Source organism: Hymenobacter persicinus (genome assembly GCF_004167665.1).
Lineage (GTDB): Bacteria > Bacteroidota > Bacteroidia > Cytophagales > Hymenobacteraceae > Hymenobacter > Hymenobacter persicinus.
On sequence record NZ_SEWE01000051.1, the window covers coordinates 1 to 17,436 of the forward strand.

Annotated in this window: 15 protein-coding genes; 9 read left to right on the top strand and 6 right to left on the bottom strand. The window is 66.1% G+C overall.

From position 1 onward, the window contains the following. On the bottom strand, positions 1–2,061 hold a 2,061-nt coding region (locus EWM57_RS17905), incomplete at its 3' end, for a PAS domain S-box protein (RefSeq protein WP_129922586.1). Between the two features lie 246 nt (positions 2,062–2,307). On the opposite strand from EWM57_RS17905, the gene EWM57_RS17910 reads away from it, so the two are divergent. From EWM57_RS17910 to EWM57_RS17920, 3 genes are all read left to right on the top strand, one after another. Next, positions 2,308–4,185, top strand: a complete 1,878-nt coding sequence (locus tag EWM57_RS17910) for a DUF885 domain-containing protein (protein ID WP_129922588.1) — start codon at positions 2,308–2,310, stop codon at positions 4,183–4,185. Positions 4,186–4,269: 84 nt separating this feature from the next. After that, positions 4,270–5,796 (top strand): M28 family metallopeptidase, encoded by a 1,527-nt coding sequence (locus EWM57_RS17915; RefSeq protein ID WP_129922590.1) that lies wholly within the window; start codon positions 4,270–4,272, stop codon positions 5,794–5,796. A gap of 82 nt (positions 5,797–5,878) precedes the next feature. Continuing rightward, on the top strand, positions 5,879–6,412 hold the full coding sequence (locus EWM57_RS17920) for a DUF4126 family protein (protein ID WP_129922592.1): 534 nt from the start codon (positions 5,879–5,881) through the stop codon (positions 6,410–6,412). A gap of 75 nt (positions 6,413–6,487) precedes the next feature. Here the strand turns inward: EWM57_RS17920 and EWM57_RS17925 are convergent, their stop codons facing one another. Further along, complete coding sequence (locus EWM57_RS17925; protein WP_129922594.1) at positions 6,488–6,868, bottom strand: hypothetical protein; 381 nt, start codon at positions 6,866–6,868, stop codon at positions 6,488–6,490. A 99-nt stretch (positions 6,869–6,967) separates the two neighbouring features. On the opposite strand from EWM57_RS17925, the gene EWM57_RS17930 reads away from it, so the two are divergent. Then, complete coding sequence (locus tag EWM57_RS17930) at positions 6,968–7,669, top strand: adenine nucleotide alpha hydrolase (protein WP_242510131.1); 702 nt, start codon at positions 6,968–6,970, stop codon at positions 7,667–7,669. Between the two features lie 69 nt (positions 7,670–7,738). Here EWM57_RS17930 and EWM57_RS17935 read toward each other — a convergent pair whose 3' ends face one another. Both EWM57_RS17935 and EWM57_RS17940 read right to left on the bottom strand, forming a co-directional pair. Next, a complete protein-coding gene (locus EWM57_RS17935; RefSeq protein ID WP_129922596.1) occupies positions 7,739–8,764 on the bottom strand; it encodes an MBL fold metallo-hydrolase in 1,026 nt (341 codons plus the stop codon). Positions 8,765–8,872: 108 nt separating this feature from the next. After that, entirely contained in the window at positions 8,873–10,420 is a 1,548-nt protein-coding gene (locus EWM57_RS17940) for an HTTM domain-containing protein (RefSeq protein ID WP_129922598.1), read from the bottom strand. Positions 10,421–10,675: 255 nt separating this feature from the next. Between EWM57_RS17940 and EWM57_RS17945 the strand changes: the two genes are divergently transcribed. From EWM57_RS17945 to EWM57_RS17955, 3 genes are all read left to right on the top strand, one after another. Next, complete coding sequence (locus EWM57_RS17945; protein WP_129922600.1) at positions 10,676–11,086, top strand: thiol-disulfide oxidoreductase DCC family protein; 411 nt, start codon at positions 10,676–10,678, stop codon at positions 11,084–11,086. 104 nt (positions 11,087–11,190) lie between these two features. Beyond that, entirely contained in the window at positions 11,191–12,195 is a 1,005-nt protein-coding gene (locus EWM57_RS17950; RefSeq protein WP_129922602.1) for a zinc-binding dehydrogenase, read from the top strand. Positions 12,196–12,304: 109 nt separating this feature from the next. Further along, the gene (locus EWM57_RS17955) at positions 12,305–12,571 is read left to right on the top strand and encodes a hypothetical protein (RefSeq protein ID WP_129922604.1); all 267 of its coding nucleotides are present in this window, start codon (positions 12,305–12,307) and stop codon (positions 12,569–12,571) included. 61 nt (positions 12,572–12,632) lie between these two features. On the opposite strand, the gene EWM57_RS17960 is transcribed toward EWM57_RS17955, so the two are convergent. Together EWM57_RS17960 and rfaD are read right to left on the bottom strand one after the other, a co-directional pair. Continuing rightward, on the bottom strand, positions 12,633–14,042 hold the full coding sequence (locus EWM57_RS17960) for an FAD/NAD(P)-binding protein (RefSeq protein ID WP_129922606.1): 1,410 nt from the start codon (positions 14,040–14,042) through the stop codon (positions 12,633–12,635). 210 nt (positions 14,043–14,252) lie between these two features. Beyond that, positions 14,253–15,218, bottom strand: coding sequence for an ADP-glyceromanno-heptose 6-epimerase (rfaD, locus tag EWM57_RS17965; protein ID WP_129922608.1), 966 nt, complete (start codon positions 15,216–15,218; stop codon positions 14,253–14,255). 197 nt (positions 15,219–15,415) lie between these two features. Between rfaD and EWM57_RS17970 the strand changes: the two genes are divergently transcribed. After that, a complete protein-coding gene (locus EWM57_RS17970; protein ID WP_129922610.1) occupies positions 15,416–16,339 on the top strand; it encodes an ABC transporter substrate-binding protein in 924 nt (307 codons plus the stop codon). After that, on the top strand, positions 16,336–17,343 hold the full coding sequence (locus tag EWM57_RS17975; protein WP_129922612.1) for a FecCD family ABC transporter permease: 1,008 nt from the start codon (positions 16,336–16,338) through the stop codon (positions 17,341–17,343). Before EWM57_RS17970 ends, EWM57_RS17975 begins: the two co-directional genes overlap by 4 nt. Positions 17,344–17,436 lie beyond the last annotated feature (93 nt).

Genomic DNA, 17,436 nt, shown 5'->3' on the forward strand with positions numbered 1-17,436 from the left:
CTGCTTGCGGTCCGTGATATCGTCGTAGAGCACGGCAAAGCGCTGGTTTTCCTTTTGCGGAAACACCACCACCTGGTACCAGCGGCCCAGCGTCTCGACGTAATTCTCAAACCGGGACGCTTCGCCCGAGTCGACCACCTGCTCAAAGGCCTCGTACCACCACTGCTCTAAGTCGGGCAACAAGTGACGGGCCGTGGTTTGGAAAGCGGCTTCGCGCGAGAGGCCCGTTTGCCGCTCCCAGGCCGGGTTGAGCTCGATGTAGCGCCAGTCGACGGCCCGGCCCTGGGCGTCGCGCACCAATTCGCACACGGCAAAGCCTTCGGCCATGGTTTCAAATAAGGAGCGGTAGCGAGCCTCTGAGCGGCGCAAGGCTTCCTCAGCCCGGGCCCGCTCCAGGCGCGGAAACAGTCGCCGGGCCACTTCCTCCAGCAGCTCCACCTCGTCGGGCTGCCAGTGGCGGGGCGCCGCCGCCGACACGCTGAACAGATACTGCCACTCCCCGCCGCGGTGAAAAGGGAAGCCTACCATGGCCCGGATGCCGAGCTGGGTGTAGGTGGCGGCGCTGGCCAGGGCGCGGGCATCGGTCTGGGTGTCGCAGATGATGGTGGGCTCCCCGGCCCTGCTGGCCCGGATAAACTCGGCGCTCAGAAAATCCTGACTGCGGTAGGCGCCGCGCAGGTCGGGCGAGCTGGGGCTATGCCAGCAGTAGGTCACCTGCAGGTCGTACTCCTGGTTTTGGTCGATGTCGAGAAAGCAGCAAGTGTCGAGCTGCAGGTAGGCGCAGATCTTGGCGCTGCTGGCCTGCATAATCTCGTCGGGGGTGGCCAGCCGGGAAAAATCGTCCTGAATGCCGGTCAGAAACGCGGCGTGGGCTTCGCGCTGCCGCCGCTCGGTCACGTCCCGAAATACCACGGCCACCCGGGCGCTGCCCTCGTCGCCGATTCTGAACATGTAGAAGTCGTACCACCCGTCGGTGGTCTGAGCGTACAGCTCGAGCCGCTCACTGACGCCGGTCCGGGCTACGCGCCCGAAGAGCTCGTACCAGTACGGCTCGGAGGGCGGGGTAATGTCGCGCAGGTGCTTGCCGGTGTAGTCCTGGCCCATCATGCGCGTGGCGGCCGGGTTGGCGTCGAGGTAAAGAATGTCGACGGTCTGGTGCTGCTCGTCGAACTCGACCTGGGCCAGCAGGTAGCCTTCGTCAAGCGCCCGAAACAGGGTGCGGTACTGGTCGGTGGCCTGCTGGGCCAGCTTCTGCTGCACCCCCAGCATGGTGGCTTCGGCCTGCTGGCGCTCGGTAATGTCCTGCACCAGCCCCAGCATCTGTACCGGGTGGCCGGCCGCGTCGCAGATAATGCTGCCGTGGGTTTCGAGCGTGCGCAGCTGTCCGTCGGGGCGGAAAATGCGGCGCAGGTAGCGAAAGGGCTGCTTGCGGAGAATGGCCTGGGCCAGAATCTCCCGAACTGAAACCACATCGTCGGGGTGAGAGCGGGCCTCAACCTCGGCCGGAGTGACCTTGAACGTAGCCGGAGTTTCGCCAAAGAGCCGGTACATGCCCGCCGACAAATGAAAGGTCATCGTGTCTAGTTCCACCTGGTAGCTGCCCGAGCTGGAGGCTTGCTCCAGGGCCGCCAGCCGGTCGAGGGTGTGGCGGCGCTTGCGGCGGTGGTGGCGGGCCTGCTGCCCGCTCGTCACATTGTCCCAGTACACCCAGCGGCCTCCTTCCCCCGCCGGAGCCGTGCGCATGCAGATCCACTGCTGGGTGTGGGGCAGCCAGTACGTAGCGGGGGTGGGCGCGGCCTGGGCCAGGTCGAGCACTAGCTGCGGGGGCAGCACGGCGGGCACCACCCGGCCCGGGAGCTGCCCCAGCACTTCGGCCGCTTCAACTCCCCACAGGGCGCTGGCCGCGGGGTTGAGCACGGTCACGGTGCCGTCGGCGGCCAGGCCCAGCACGCCCCAGGGCATCGTATGCAGCAGGGTACAGGCATCGGCGCTAATCTGACCAGGCAGGGCGGCGACGAGAAAAGGAAGGTCGGGAGAAGACGACGGATTCGGGGCGGGCATGAATGATACAGGCAGCAGCGGAAGGGCAGGACCGGGCCCAGCCGCCGGGGAAAGGCTCCAGAAGATACGAAAATAACCCGATTTTGCGGGCCGGGTTGCCTGGGGCTGTCGGGGTAAAGATAGGGCGGCCAGAACAGCCCGGGCGCAGTGGCGGCGCGGGCTGTCGGGCGGCGCCGGGCGGCCACACCCGCGCAATGCGCCGAATCTTGTTACATTCCGGCTCCCAACCACACGCTTTCTTGTTGCATGAAAAAACTTGCCCTCACCGGCCTGCTGGCCGGTGCGCTGCTGGCCGGCTGCAATCAGCAGAAAACCGCCGACGGCACCACCACCGATACCGAAGCTGCCGCCGACGTGAAAGACCTGAACACGCTGTTTGCCAACTACTGGGAAGAGCAGGCCAAGCTGTTTCCGCTGGCGGCCACGGCCCAGGGCGACAACCGCTACAACGACCAGCTGCCCAACGACCAGACCCCGGCCTTCCGCGACGGACTCGTCTCGTTTTACCAGCGCTACCTCACCCAGCTCGGCAAGTTCAAGCGCGATGAGCTGAGTCCGAACGACAAGGTCAGCTTCGACATCTTCCAGTACGACCTGCAAATGCGCCTCGACGGCCTCAAGCAGGGCATTCTGGTTGGCGGCGACTACCCCAACCAGTGGATGATTCCCTTCAACCAGTTTGGCGGGCTGCCGCTGTCGTTGGGGCAGTACGGGTCGGGGGCGGGCGCCCAGCCGTTTAAAACGGCCAAGGACTACGACAATTGGCTGGGCCGCGTGCATGGCTTCCCCGCCTGGACCGATTCGGCCATCGAAAACTTCCGCGCGGGCATGAAGGCCGGCGTGGTGCTGCCCCGGGCTTTGGTCGAGAAAATGATTCCGCAGATGCGCGACCTGGTGGTGAGTGATGCCACCAAAAGCCTGTTCTACGGCCCCATCACCGCCCTGCCCCAGGATATGGCGGCGGCCGACAAACGGCGCCTGACCACGGCCTACCAGCAGGCCATCCTGACCGATTTGGTGCCCTCGTACCGGAAGCTCGGCGACTTTTTGGAAAAGGAGTACCTGCCCAAGTCGCGGCCCAGCACCGGCATCAACGCCCTGCCCCACGGCGCCCAGGACTACAAGTACCTGGTGAAGTACTGGACCACCACCGACCTGACCCCGGCCCAGATTCACCAGACCGGTCTCAACGAGGTGCAGCGCATCCGGGCCGAGATGGAGAAAACCAAAAACCAGGTGGGCTACCAGGGCGACCTGCGTTCCTTCTTCACCTACCTGACCACGGACAAGAAATTCATGCCCTATAAGACGCCGGAAGAGGTGTTGGGCGCGTTTCGCACCATTCAGGCCCGCATCACGCCCAACCTGAAGAAGATGTTTGGGCGCACGCCGAAGTCGGGGTTTGAAATCCGGGAAACCGAGAAGTTTCGCGAAGCTTCCGCCTCGGCCGAGTACAACCCCGGCACCCCTGACGGCTCCCGCCCCGGCATTTTCTACGTCCCGATTCTGGACGCCACCAAGTTCATTACCACCGGCGGCATGGAATCGTTGTTTCTGCACGAGGCCATTCCGGGCCACCACTACCAGGTTTCGCTGCAGCAGGAAAACGAGGCCCTGCCCAAATTCCGCCGCTTCGCTTGGTACGGGGCCATGGGCGAAGGCTGGGCCTTGTACACGGAAAGCCTGGGCAAGGAACTGGGCCTCTACACCGACCCCTACCAGTACATGGGCGCCCTCGGCGACGAAATGCTGCGGGCCGTGCGCTTAGTTGTCGATACCGGGATGCACACCGGGCAGATGACCCGGGAGCAAGCCATTGCCTACATGCTCGACAACCTGGCCATCAGCAAGGAAGATGCTACCTCGGCCATTGAGCGCTACATGGCCATTCCGGGGCAGGCGCTGAGCTACAAAATCGGGCAGCTCAAGATTCGGGAGCTGCGGGCCAAGTACGCCAAGCAGCTCGGGGCCGGGGCCTCGGGCAAGCTGCGCGAAAAGTACCCGCGCCAAAATGGTGAGCATTTCAGCCTCAGCGCCTTCCACGACGAGCTGCTCAAGGACGGCGTGATGCCGCTGTCGGTGCTGGAGCGCAAGATGGACGACTGGGCCGCCGACCAGAAATAAACGGCTGCCGTACGTTGCTTCACTACCGAGGCCCGTTGTCCGCTCCGGGACGACGGGCCTCTTTCTGCCCACTAATTGCTTGCCATGAACTCATCTTTTCTTTTGCACGCCGGCCGGTTGGGGCTGCTCGGCGCCGCCCTGTTGCTCGGCAGCCCGGCTGAAGCGCAGAAAACCTCGGCGACGGCCAAGACCCAGGCTAAGGCGGCCGACGGCCGCGCGGGGCTGGGGGCCATCCGCGAAGCCGACCTGCGCCGCGACCTATTTGCCTTATCCGACGACCATTTCCGGGGTCGGGAGGCTGGTACCCTCGACGAACTGCGCGCGTCCGTGTGGATTGCCGAGCAAGCCCGCGCCATCGGGTTGGAGCCCGCCGGCGACGACGGCACCTTCTTTCAATTCTTTCAGATTCAGCGGACCCGCCTCACGGCCGCCAGCCGGGTCAGCATCGGTTCACGTGCGCTCGTGCTCAACCAGGATGCCATGGTGGTGGCCCCAGTGAATGCGGCCGTTACGGCCCCGCTGGTGTACGCGGGCACGGCCACGCCGGCAGAGCTCAGCAAAGCCGACCTGAAGGGCAAGGCCGTGGCTTTCGTGGTTTCGGGTCAGCCCACCAACGGCATCAGCTACCGCCGTTACCTGACGGCCACCATCCGCGACCGGGCGGCGGAGCTGGTCAAGGCCGGGGCCGTGGCGGTGGTGGTCGTGTCGGATGCCCGCGCCCAGGACATCTACGACCACTGGGGCTCGGGCTACGAGCGGGGCCGCTACGACCTGCCCGGCGGACCTAACGCGCTGGTCACGACCCAAGCGCCTACCGTGTGGCTGCCCGCCAGCGCCCTGCCCGCGGTGCAGGCGGCGGTCGGCCAGCCGTTTACAGCCCGCCTGGAGGTGGAAAGCTTTCTGTATCCGTCGGTGAACATCGTGGCCAAGCTGCCCGGCACCGACGCTCAGCTGCGCAACGAATACGTGCTTTTCAGCACCCACCAAGACCACGACGGGGTGCGCAAGCCCGTGGCCGGCGACTCCATCCGCAACGGCGCCGACGACAACGCCACCGGCTGCGCGGCCACGCTGGCGCTGATGCGGGCCTTCCGGCAGCAGCCGGCGCGCCGCTCGGCGCTGTTTGTGTTTCACGGGGCCGAGGAACGGGGCTTGCTGGGCTCGCGCTACTACTCGGCCCACCCCACGGTGCCGCGCCAGGCCATTGCCGCCGTGCTCAACCTGGAAATGATTGGCCGCAATGCTCCCGACAGCGCCGCGCTGCTCGGTGCCCAGCGACCCCACCGCAACTCCCTCGACCTGGTGCGCACGGCCTGGGCGGCCAATGCGGCGGGGCCAAAGTTCAAGCTCGACACGCTCTGGGACCAGCCCACTCATCCCGAGGGCTGGTATTTCCGCTCCGACCACCTGCCGTACGCCCGCCTGGGCATTCCGGCGGTCATGTTTACCACCCTGCTGCACCCTGACTACCACACGCCCCGGGACGAGCCGGCCACCATCAATATTGCCAAGCTGGCCGCTGTCACGCGCTGGGCCTACCTCACGGGCTGGGCCGTGGCCAACCGCCCGGCTCGCCCCGTACCCGACCCGGATTTCAAGCTGGAGCGCTAAGGCTGCCGACCCGAATTCAGCACCAACGCCCGGCCCGGTTGTGCGTTTAAGCGGGTAGCTTTTCCTCTAACCCCCGATTCTGATGGCAAAAATATTCTGGCAGGCCCTCGGGGCCGGCGCCCTCGCTGGGTTGCGCAGCATGACGCCCCTGGCCACGCTCAGCGGCTCCCTGGCCCGGCACAAGTCCCCGTTTCTGGCCGCTTCCCCGCTGCGGTTCCTGCAATCAAACCTGGCGGCAACCGGCCTTAAGGTGCTGGCCGGCGCCGAAATGGTAGCCGACAAGGCACCCGGCATGCCCAACCGCACCGACCCCACCGCCCTGCTGGGCCGGGCCCTGTCCGGCGCCCTGATCGGGGCCACGCTCTACAAGGCGGGCAAAAACCGGCAGGTGGCCGTGGGGGCACTCCTGGGCAGCGTAGCGGCGGTGGCGGCTACGTTTGCCAGCTTCCACCTGCGCAAAGGACTGGGTGAACAAACTCAGGTGCCCGATCCGGCTTGGGCCCTGGCCGAAGACGCCGCCACCGTCAGCAGCAGCCTGGCCGTGGCCCGGGCCCCCAAGCCCCTGCAGGTGCGGCGCTACGCCGGACCCCAGCTCCGTCGCGGCGTGGGCAGCTGATCCGCTTGCGTAAATAGAACGCAAAAAAGCCCCGCAGCATCAGCTGCGGGGCATTTTGGTTGAACGGCCGGCAGCTTATTTCTGCCCGGGCGTGGTTGTGGTCGAGGAGTTGGTACCGCTCTTGGTGTTGTTGTAAGAAGCCGACCCGGCGGGTGGGGGGCCACCGGCGGCGCCTTCCACCGGCGTCGACTGATTCACGCCCCCGGGCGGGGTAGCCGTGCCCTGGTTGGTGGCCTGCTGCTGGTCGTTGGCCGAGCCCGTGCCCGAAGGAGGCGTCACGGTCTGCTGGTTGTTGACGCTGTCCATGTTGGTTTCAATGGTCCGGGCGGGTGGGGCGTCCGAAAAGTCGTTGGTGGTTTGCTGGTCGGTGCCGGGCGTACGGGCCCGGTCGCAGGCGGCGAAAGTGGCGGAGGCGGCCAGGGCCCCGGCCAGCAGCACACGCTGGGTGAGTTTCATAGGGTTGAGGTTTGGTAGTAAGGTAAGACTGGAGAAGGGTATACGCGGTTTGGCCGGGTGGCAGCTAGGTCAGCGGGCCCGAACTGCTAGCTTTGCGGCATGGCGGTTCCGGTTTTTATGAATTGGAGCGGGGGCAAAGACTCGGCCCTGGCTCTGTATGCGCTGCTGCACGATGCCCGCTACGAGGTAGTGCACCTGCTGACGAGCGTCAATGCCCACTACCAACGGGTGTCGATGCACGGCGTGCGCGTGGCCCTGCTCGAAGCCCAGGCCCGGCGCATTGGCTTGCCCCTGACCCAGCTGGAGCTGCCCGCCGCGCCCGACATGGCCGAGTATGAGCACCGGATGCAGGCCGCGCTGGCGCCGCTGGTGGCCCAGGGTATCCGGCACGCGGCCTTCGGCGACATTTTCCTGGCCGACCTGCGCGCTTACCGGGAACAGCAGCTGGCCGGTATGGGCATAACGGCCCTTTTCCCGCTCTGGCAGCGCCCCGGCGTCGAGATTCTGCGCGACTTTCTGGCCCTGGGCTTCCAAGCCGTGGTGGTGTGCGTCAATGAGCAGTATCTCGACCAAAGCTTCTGCGGCCGTCTGCTCGACGAGAGCTTTCTGCGCGACCTGCCCGACGGCGTGGACCCCTGCGGCGAAAATGGGGAGTACCACAGCTTCGTCTTCAACGCTCCGTACTTTTCGGCACCCATAGCCTTTGCGCGCGGTGAAATCGTGCGCCGCACCTATCCGGCCCCGGCCGGGGCCGGGGAGGCCGCGTTCTGGTACTGCGACCTGCTGCCCGCGGCCGAGTAAGTGGAAAGCTGCCGCCAAGAACCCGAGCGGGCTTTTCGGCGGCAGCTTTCAATCGGAGTTCGTACGGCGCTAAAACTCGTATTCGTCGCGGTGGCGCCGGGCGTAGCGACCCCGCGGCTCCCGGTGGCCCGCGCGGCTGTTAGGCTGGCCGTTTCTGTCGCGCAGCAGCAGGTAGCCTAGCCCACCAACCAGCGCCGCCCCGATGATCCACTTGGGCAGGGGCGCCTCCGGCCGCGGCGGCACCGCCACGACCCCGGTCTCGTCGGTGACGGCCGGGTGACCCACGTAGCGGCCCTGGGCGGGCACGGCCACTTGGTCGAAGTGGGCGGATAGCTCGTGGAGCTGGCGGCGGAGCTCCTCGCCGTGCATCGGAATGCCGTGGCCGGTGGCCGCCACCTGGGGCTCCAGGGCCGCCAGCTTCGCCACCGATTCGCGCGCCTGAGCCCAGTCGATGGTGAAGTAGGCGGGCGGGCCGTGCACTTCCTGCTGCTGCTCGAGTACCGCCAGCCCCGATTCCTGCTGCACGGTCACGAAAGCGTCGCCGGCCAGCAGGGTACGGTCGGATTCCCGAAAAAAGGAAACGTGGCCGGGGGAGTGGCCAGGAGTGTGCAGCCAGCGCCACTCGGCCAGAAACGGGACCGTGCCATTGACGGGTAGGGCCTGCACCCGGGAACCCAGGTCGATGGGCTTGCGGGGGTAGAGAAACGACAGGGCCGCCATGGCGCCCCCGCCCACCGAGGGGTCCGGGGGCGGATACGAGGACCGGCCGGTGAGGTAAGGCAGCTCCAGGGGGTGAGCGTACACGGGCACGTTCCAGGTTTCGGCCAGGGTTTTCAGCGCGCCCACGTGGTCGAAGTGGCCGTGGGTGAGGATGATGGCCGCCGGTGGGTTGTTGGGTCCGAAAATGGCCTCGGCCTGGCGGCGAATTTTGTCGGCCGAGCCGTAGAGGCCGGCGTCAACCAGCACCCAGGGCTCGAGCGGGGAGGAGGTGTCGCGCAGGAAATACAGGTTGACAAACACGTTGCGCAGCCCCCAGACTCCGGGCACGACGGCCTGCAAGTCGGGAGTGGTGGCGCGGGTGGCATGGTTGGGCATAATCGTAGCGGTGAGGTGGACGGGTATTCTTCCTACGAAACCGCCGCCGCCGGGATGGTTACGGCTAAGCTTGCAACAGTGGTTTGTGTTGATTTATAAACAGATAAGCTACTGCTGGTTTGGGTCTGTCGGCGTTTCTGGGGCGCATCCGCAAAGCACTTCCCGCACGGGCGCGGCCACTCGGTAGTCGGGCAAGGACACTTCCTTCATGTAGATAACTTCGAGCTGACGCAGGGGCGGATGGGCCGGGTTTTCGTGCCAGAGGCGCAGCAGATAGTTGCAGTAGTAGGGCCGCATGTAGGCATTGTCGACGAACAGGTAGTTCTCCGAATACTTGCGCCACCGGTCATTCTTGAACAGCGCCATCACCGAGGCTGGCTTGCCGTAGCGCACCGGCGCCCCGCCCCGGTTCAGGTCGAGGCGCTGGCCCGTGGTGGTGGTGCCCTCCAGAATGTACCAGCCGTCGTCCTTGAACACGGTGGGCGCAAACATGCCCCAGTGCTGGTCGACGCGGAACAGGTAGCCAAACCACCGCAGCGGTGCCGACATATGCAGCGCGGGTTGGCCCTGCACGCTGTCCAGGTTCCACCACACCACGTAGCCCAGCAGCACGGCCACCAGCGTGTCGCGCAGGGCGCGGGCCAGCCACCGGCCCCGGTCGGAAAGCTGCACCGTGGATTCCACCCGAATCCGCACCGGGCTGCGCAGGCGAGCCAGTCGGGGCCGAAAAGTGGACAGCGGCCGGGTCAGGTACGGGGCCAACTGCCAGGCCCGGGGGCGCCCGAACCTTTCCAGCCAGTCGAGGGCCACGGGCGGCAGCAGCCCCAGCACCGAAACTAGGTTGATCAGGAAAAACAGCCCCACAAACAGCGTCAGGCTGATGCCCAGGTGAAAGCCGAACATCACGCCCACAAACAGCAGCCGCCACCAGCGCACCCCAAACGGCAGCAGCAGCACGAAAGGCAACAGCAGCTCGGTGTAGTAGGTAGCAAACGTGAGCACCCGCATCAGCCCCGGGTAGGCGTAGAGCAGGCGGCCGCCGGGCATCAGCACCTGGTCGAGGCTGAGGGCGTAGTAGATGGCGGTTCCGTCGCGGTTCCACTCGGGGCCGCTTTTCAGCAGAGCCGTACACCAGTAGACCAGCGCAATCTGCAGCACGTAGGCCACCGTGGCGGCGCTGAAATACTCCTCGGCCGCGGGCTGGGGCCGGCGGCGCGAGTCCAGGGAGTAGAATCGGCCCCAGGGCAGAAAGATGGCCCAGAACAGCAGCATCCGCAGCAGGTCGTCGCCGCCCTGCCCGATAAGCGGGTTGCGGTTCTGCACCGACACGAGCAGAATCCAGGACAACACCGTGGCCGTGCGGGTCTGATAGCCCACCAGCAAGGCCCCGGCCACCACTACGGCCAGCCCAAACAGCCCGGCCTGCACCACCCACAGGCCGCTGGCAGCGTGCAAGGAAAACTGGTAGGGATTCCAGCAGTACTGTTGCAGCACGTGCAGGGGCAGCACGCCCATATTCGAGTAGTGAGCCTCCAAATCAGTGCTGCGAATGGCCAAATCGAGCAGCACGACGGCCGCCACCCCGATGCGCAGCAGCGCCAGGGCCCGCAGGTCGAGAGTGAAGGGGCGACGAAGCAGGCGGAGCAGTCGGAGCATAGGCGGCAGCGCGGCGGGCAGGGCGGCTTTTTCCGGCGGTGGATGGGCGGCCGTTGTTTCTTACGCGGGATTTTGCCGGAAAGCCGGTAGCGTTGAGTTTTCGCCTGCCGCCCCGCCGCGCCAACGCTTCTGCCCGGTGCGCCGGGCAAACTGCCGGCCCGGGGCTGCGTAAGCAGAAGGGCGTTACTTTAGCAGAAGGGCGTTACTTTTCGCCGGGTTTCCGGTTGCTTTACCGTATCCAGCTTCGCTTCGGCCATGTCTTCCCCTGAACCTGCCACTATCCTCTTCGACGGCGTCTGCAACCTCTGCAACGGCTTCGTGCAGTTTATCATCCGCCACGACCCGGCCGGGCGCTTCCGCTTTGCCTCCCTGCAGTCGGCGGCCGGGCGGGCTGTGCTGGAGGCCCAGGGCGCGCAACTGCCGGCTGCCGACCCCGAATCAGTGCTGCTGGTTGCCGACGGGCAGGTGTATTCCCATTCCACGGCCGTACTCCAGATTGCCCGGCGGCTGGGCGGCATGTGGCGGCTACTGACGGTGGCTCGGCTGCTGCCCCGCCGCTGGCGCGACGCCCTCTACCGGTTCGTGGCCCGGCACCGCTACCAGTGGTTTGGGCGCCAGGATGCCTGCCTGCTGCCTTCGCCGGAGCTGGCCCAGCGGTTTCTGTAGGGTGGTCCGTTTCGGTTTTGCTGCCGACTTTTGCCGGCCCCGGCGCGGCCTGCCACTGCACCAGAGCCGGCTTGTTTGTTTCTAACTCTTCCCAACCACCGTTTATGCACGCTCTTCAGCTCAATGGCATCGGCCAGCCGCTTCACCTCACCGAAGTTCCCACGCCCGCGCCCGGTCCGGGGGAGGTACTAGTTGAGCTGCGCGCCGCGGCCCTCAACCACCGCGACGTCTGGATTCAGAAAGGGCAGTACGCCGGCCTGAGGTTTCCCTGCATCCTGGGCTCCGACGGGGCCGGGGTGGTGACGGCCCTGGGCGAGGGCGCCGATGCCAGCCTGCTGGGCCAGCGCGTGCTCATCAACCCCGGGCAGAACTGGGGCGACAATCCGCGCGCTCAGGCCCGCAGCTTCACGATTCTGGGGCTGCCCCAGCAGGGCACGTTCGCCGAATGTGTGAGCGTACCGGCCGAGAAAGTCTACGCCCTGCCCGCCCACCTGTCCTTCGAACAGGCGGCCGCTCTGCCCGTGGGTGGCGTCACGGCCTACCGGTCGGTGTTTACCCGGGCCGGACTCCAGGCCGGGGAGCGGGTGCTCATCACCGGCGTGGGGGGCGGCGTGGCCCTGCTGGCTTTGCAACTGGCCGTGGCCGCCGGCGCCCAGGTCTGGGTGACGTCGGGCTCAGGGGATAAGCTGGCCCGCGCTACGGCCCTCGGGGCCCGGGGCGGCATCAGCTACCACCAGGATAACTGGGCTGCGGACCTAGTGAAGCAGGCCGGCGGGCCGTTCGACGTCATCGTGGACAGCGCGGCCGGGCCGGGCTTCGGCGCCTTGCTCGATGCAGCCGCGCCGGGCGGCCGTATCGTGTTTTACGGGGGCACCCTGGGCGCTATTTCGGACCTGCCCCCGGCCAAGATCTTCTGGAAGCAGCTTTCCATTCTGGGCTCCACCATGGGCACTGAAGCCGATTTTGCCGCCATGGTCGACTTCGTGACCCGGCACGCGCTGGTGCCAGTAGTCGACCAGGTTTTTCCGCTGGCCGAAGGCGAAGCCGCCATGCGCCGCCTGGACGAAGGGCAGCAGTTTGGTAAAATTGTGCTCCAAATTAAAGCCTGAAAATCACGTAAAGTTTCTACTCGAAAAGCCCGCGCCGGGGAATGTTGGCGCGGGCTTTTCTGTTAGTAATACAGCGAAGAATGCTACGATTTTAAGCTGACTTGACCCGATGAAAAATCCCGCTGAATACCTCGATGACCACGTTTTTGAAGCCCGCCGCCCACGCAAGGAGCTCCAGGCGGTAGTCGCCTACAACGATGCCGTGCGCGCCGTTGAGCAGGCTTTGGCGGATGCGGAAAAGTACAAGTATCTGCTCATGCGCGCCCTGCGCCGCCACGCCGACGATATGGCGGCCTTGATTCCGTCCGCTGCTCCTGCTGAGGAGCTGACTATTTTGCCATTGTACCCCGAGCCGCAACAGGAGCGGGCTGCTTAAGAACTCCTTGCATGCGTAACTGCAACGGCCAGCTTTCCACCCGGAAAGCTGGCCGTTGCAGTTAACCCAGACTTTCGACAGGCCCGACGGGTAGCTGCTGGCCCAGCGTGGCCGCCAGGGCCGCTGCCTGCTGACGCAGCTCCGGCACTGCCGTCGACTCAAAGTAAGCCGGGCGCCGGGCCGGTCCGAGCGTGTAGAACACTGCCGATATATCACCCTGAGAGGTGCGCAGCGCCCCGTGCCCATCGGTTTGGATGCCCAGGCGCAACGGGTCGGGCACCAGATGGCCCGCCTCGCGCAAGCTCACCACCAGCGGCGCGTCAATGCGGGTGTAGTCGAGCAAGGGGCCCGTGCAGCTGATAACGTGCCGGGCCGTGAGCCACCGGTCCCGGCCGTTTTTGTGCACCTGCACGGCCAGCTCGTCGCCCTGGGGGACAATCTGCCGCACCTTACCCAGCGCCGTCCCGACAACGCCGGCGTCGATAAGGGCCTGAACGGCCGCCACGTTCTGGGGCGGGCTGCGGTGGCGCTGCACCGACCAGATGGAGGCCACGTGCCGCAGAAACCGCGCCTGCTCCGCCAGCGGCCATGCCGCCCAGATTCGGCCCAAATCCGGCCGTAGCGAATCCAGCACGGGCCGCCAGTCGATGCCCTGCCGGGCGGCTTCGCGGATGCGGCGGCGCACGGCGCCCAGTACGGCGCCCACGGTGGTCAGCCCGCCTAGGTCCGTGGCGTAGAAGTTGGGGTAGGAAAGGCCCATCGGGCCGTGCCCGGCCGGCCAGCGCCCATTGCGCGACACCACCGTGACCGGGCCCGTGTGCCCGTCGGCGTGCAGGCCCAGCAGTACGTCGACGGCCGTGAGGCCCGAGCCGATGAGCAGCACCGAATCCTCGGGAGCAATGCCGCGCAGGGCCCCCGGAGCCCAGGGGTTGCCGTGGTAAGTAGGATGCGTCAGGTAGCGGTGGTCGGGGCCGGTGGGCGGCAGGGGCGGAAAATTACCCAGCGCGAGCACCACGTGCTGGCTTAGGAGCTCTCCGCCGCCGGCCAGCCGTACGGTAGCCGAGCGGCCGTCCGCGGCCAGGTCGGCGGAAATGGCAGCATCGGGGTGGCAGAAAAACCGCAGCCCGTTGCTGGCCGGGGCGACCAGGGTGCCGGCCACGAGCTCCTGCAGGTAGCGGCCGTAGGTTTGGCGGGAGCAGAACTGTTCGTCGCAGGCCGGCAAACCGGTTTGGTGCAGCCAGTTGGTAAAGTGGTCAGGCTCGTCGGGAAAGGCGCTCAGAAACGGGGTGCGCACGTTGAGCAGGTACTCCGGGCGCCGGGCCGAGTACGCCAGCCCCGGACCGGGGGCAGGGCGCGGCTCCACCACGTGCACGTCGCAGGCGTAGGGCCCACCGGGCAGGCGGGCCAGCTGCACGAGCAGCATGGAGCCCGAAAATCCTCCGCCCAGAATGGTGATGACGTGTCGTTGCACCCGGCTTGATTCGTGAGAATGAGAAGATGAGCGGCACTCGAAAGCGGCGGAAACCCGAAACCCCGCCGGCAGCCTCGTGCGCGTATTTGGCACAAAACGAAGCAGCCCGCCCCAGGTTTAGGTGGGGCGGGCTGCAAATAAGGGCTTTTACCGAGAAACGCCGCGCGGTCAGGGCCTTGCTGGGCGCATTAAAATTATGGCATCGGCGGCCTAGAGGTAGGCGCCCGGCACCAGGTAGTTGCGCACGTAGTCATCGATGCCGTCTTCGAGGCGGGTGAAGGGCCGGTCGTAGCCGATGCTGCGCAGCTTGCTCATATCGGCCTGGGTGTAGTACTGGTACGTGTCGCGGATGTCCTCGGGCGTGTCGCGGAAGCGGATGTCGGCCGTGCGGTCCAGGGCCTGGAACGTGTTCAGGGTCAGGTCCAGGAAGGTGCGGGCCTCGCCGGTGCCCAGGTTGTAGATGCCCGAGTGCTGGCGGTGGTTCATCAGAAAGAAGCACACTTCCACCACGTCCTTGACGTAGACGAAGTCACGCTGCTGCTCCCCGTCGGCGTAATCAGGGTTGTGGGAGCGGAACAACGTCATGGAGCCGTGCTGGCGGATCTGCTCGAAGGCGTGGAAAATCACCGAAGCCATGCGGCCCTTGTGGTACTCGTTGGGCCCGTAGACGTTAAAGAACTTCAGTCCGGCCCAGAAAAAGGGCTTTTCCGCCTGCTGCACGGCCCAGTTGTCGAAGTCGTTCTTAGAGTCGCCGTAGGGATTCAGGGGCCGGAGCAGGGGCAGCAGCGCGTCGTCGTCGGAGTAGCCTAGCGTGCCCGAGCCGTAGGTAGCGGCCGACGAGGCGTACACCAGCGGCAACTGGTACTGGCAGCAGGCCCGCCACATCTTCTGCGAATACTCCAGGTTAAGCAAGTCAAAAATAGCCTTGTCCTGCTCGGTCGTGTCGGTGCGGGCGCCGAGGTGGAAGATGAACTCGACCTGCTCGTGGTTGGTGTCGAGCCACTCAAAGAACTCGTTGCGGTCCACGTACTCGCGCAGGCGCTTGCCTTTGAGGTTGGCGAGCTTGCGCTCCACGGCGAAATTATCGACCACCACGATGTCGTTGAAATTGGCGGCGTTCAGGCGGGTAACTAGGCAGCTGGCAATAAAGCCGGCCGCTCCGGTGACAACTATCATAAGGCAGAGATTTTACTCAAAAGTAGGGAAAACAGCCGGGTTGGGTATCTAGGTTAGGCACTGCGCCGCCACCGGGCGCCTGGGCGTTGAACGAAGCGGCGGGCAATGCGGGTGAAGGAAGCCGGTTTTTGGCTTTGGCGCCAACGATTGAACTGACGGGGTGCGGCGCTCCAACCTAGCGGCGCTACCTTTGAGCCATGATGCGTTTTCTGCTCCGGCTTTCGCAGCCGCTTCTGCTCGGGCTGCTGCTCAGCGCCTGCCAGCCCGACCGCCAGCCGCGCCAAGCCCCGGCCGCGCCCCTGGCGCCCCAGCAGCTCACCGACGACCTCGGCCGCAAGCTCACCGTGCCCGCCCGGCCGCGCCGCATTCTGGCCCTGGCCGCGTCGATGACCGAAATGCTTTACGCCGTGGCCGACACCGCCACCATCGTGGGCCGCACCCAGGTGTGCGACTTTCCGCGGGCGGCCCTGCGCAAGCCCGTCGTGAACAGCTACCCGCTCGACCTGGAGGCCCTGGTACGCCTGCACCCCGACGTGGTCTTTACCACCGACGGTATCACGTCTTTGGACGACGCGGCCCGGCTGCAGCAGCTCGGCATTCCGGTGTACTACCAGAAATATGACCAGGTGGCCGACGTGCTGCGCGGTCTCACCGACCTGGGCCGCATTCTGGGCCGCCCGGCCGCGGCCCAGAAGCTGACCGACTCGCTGGCCACGGAGTTGAAAGCCATTGAGCAGTTGCCCCGCCCAAACCAGCCCCCGGCGGTGCTGGCCATCACCTGGCAGGACCCGATTTACGTGTACGGCCAGAATACGCTGTTCACGGACAAGATCCGGCTGGCTGGGGGGCGGAACGTGGTGACGGAAAAGTTTGCCCAACCGTACCCGGCCCTGACTCGGGAGTACATTCTCCAACTCAATCCCGACGTGCTCATCGGTGGCCGCTTCGGGCAGCTCGACAGCACGTTTTTCAGCAAGTACCCCGAGCTCAAGCGCATCAAAGCCTACCAGACCCGCCGCGTATTTGCCATTACCGGGGATTTGATGGAGCGCCCCGGCCCGCGGGTTATGGAGTCGGTGCGGGAGCTGCAACGCCTGATCGGGGCCCCGCCCGCCCCATGAGGCGTCGCCCGGCCCCCTGGATTCTGGCGGCCCTGCTGCTGCTAACAGTGCTGGTCGTGGCGGGCCTGCGGGTGGGCAGCTTTGCGCTGGACTACGCTTTTATCGGCCGCACCCTGCTGCACTACGACCCCACCGACCCCGCCCAGCTCGTGCTGGTGCAGCTGCGGCTGCCGCGGATTCTGCTGGCCCTGCTGGCCGGGGCGGGGCTGGCCGTGAGTGGCTACCTGATGCAGGCCATGGTCAACAACGCCCTGGCCGACCCCTACCTGCTCGGCACAGCCTCGGGCGCTTCGCTGGGTGCCATTCTGTGCTTTGCCCTGCTGCCCGACGTACTGCTCCACGGCCTGTATTTGCCCCCGCTGGCGGCCCTGGCCGGGGCCTTGGGCACCACGCTGGTGGTGGTGGCGCTGGGCTCCCAGCGCGGCAAGCTGATTCCGACCCAGCTGCTGCTGGCGGGGGTGGCGCTGAGCTCCCTGACCACGGCTATCGGCGGGCTGCTCACGTTTTTGTCGACTTCCGAGGGCAAGCTGCGCACGGTGGTGTTCTGGGCCATGGGCAGCTTCGAGCGCGCCGGCTGGGACGTGCTGCCCTACCCGGCCGGGGCGCTGGTGCTGGCCCTGCTGGCGCTGACATTTCTGCAGAAAAACCTCAACGTGCTGCTGCTCGGCGAAGAGCGGGCTCAGGCCCTGGGCGTGCCCGTGGCCCGCACCCGCTGGCTGCTCGTGCTGCTGGCTTCGGGCCTGACGGGCTGCATTGTGGCGCTGTGCGGGCCGGTGGGCTTCGTGGGCCTGATGATTCCCCACCTCACGCGCTGGCTGCTGGGCGTCACGGGCCGGGCCAATCTGCTGTTCTGCGCCCTGCTCGGCGCCGACTTCCTGCTCGGCTGCGACCTGCTGGCCCGGCTGCTCTACCCGCCGGCCGGTTTGCCCGTCGGCCTGATTACGGCCCTGTTCGGCGTACCGTTCTTCGTATATTTGCTGCGAAATAGAGGACTTAGGGCTTAGGTTTTGGGAGCATCGACGGCGGGCGCCAGCGTGGCCAGCCCAGCCATTGCCTCCTAAGGGCTTAAGCCCTAAGTTCTAACCTAAGAATCCCCG

What these genes read in the sequence shown, in the direction of transcription:
- EWM57_RS17910 (WP_129922588.1), top strand. Translation starts at nt 2,308, where the DNA reads ATGAAAAAACTTGCCCTCACCGGCCTGCTGGCCGGTGCGCTGCTGGCC.
- EWM57_RS17915 (WP_129922590.1), top strand. Translation starts at nt 4,270, where the DNA reads ATGAACTCATCTTTTCTTTTGCACGCCGGCCGGTTGGGGCTGCTCGGC.
- EWM57_RS17920 (WP_129922592.1), top strand. Translation starts at nt 5,879, where the DNA reads ATGGCAAAAATATTCTGGCAGGCCCTCGGGGCCGGCGCCCTCGCTGGG.
- EWM57_RS17925 (WP_129922594.1), bottom strand. Translation starts at nt 6,868, where the DNA reads ATGAAACTCACCCAGCGTGTGCTGCTGGCCGGGGCCCTGGCCGCCTCC.
- EWM57_RS17930 (WP_242510131.1), top strand. Translation starts at nt 6,968, where the DNA reads ATGGCGGTTCCGGTTTTTATGAATTGGAGCGGGGGCAAAGACTCGGCC.
- EWM57_RS17935 (WP_129922596.1), bottom strand. Translation starts at nt 8,764, where the DNA reads ATGCCCAACCATGCCACCCGCGCCACCACTCCCGACTTGCAGGCCGTC.
- EWM57_RS17940 (WP_129922598.1), bottom strand. Translation starts at nt 10,420, where the DNA reads ATGCTCCGACTGCTCCGCCTGCTTCGTCGCCCCTTCACTCTCGACCTG.
- EWM57_RS17945 (WP_129922600.1), top strand. Translation starts at nt 10,676, where the DNA reads ATGTCTTCCCCTGAACCTGCCACTATCCTCTTCGACGGCGTCTGCAAC.
- EWM57_RS17950 (WP_129922602.1), top strand. Translation starts at nt 11,191, where the DNA reads ATGCACGCTCTTCAGCTCAATGGCATCGGCCAGCCGCTTCACCTCACC.
- EWM57_RS17955 (WP_129922604.1), top strand. Translation starts at nt 12,305, where the DNA reads ATGAAAAATCCCGCTGAATACCTCGATGACCACGTTTTTGAAGCCCGC.
- rfaD (WP_129922608.1), bottom strand. Translation starts at nt 15,218, where the DNA reads ATGATAGTTGTCACCGGAGCGGCCGGCTTTATTGCCAGCTGCCTAGTT.
- EWM57_RS17970 (WP_129922610.1), top strand. Translation starts at nt 15,416, where the DNA reads ATGATGCGTTTTCTGCTCCGGCTTTCGCAGCCGCTTCTGCTCGGGCTG.
- EWM57_RS17975 (WP_129922612.1), top strand. Translation starts at nt 16,336, where the DNA reads ATGAGGCGTCGCCCGGCCCCCTGGATTCTGGCGGCCCTGCTGCTGCTA.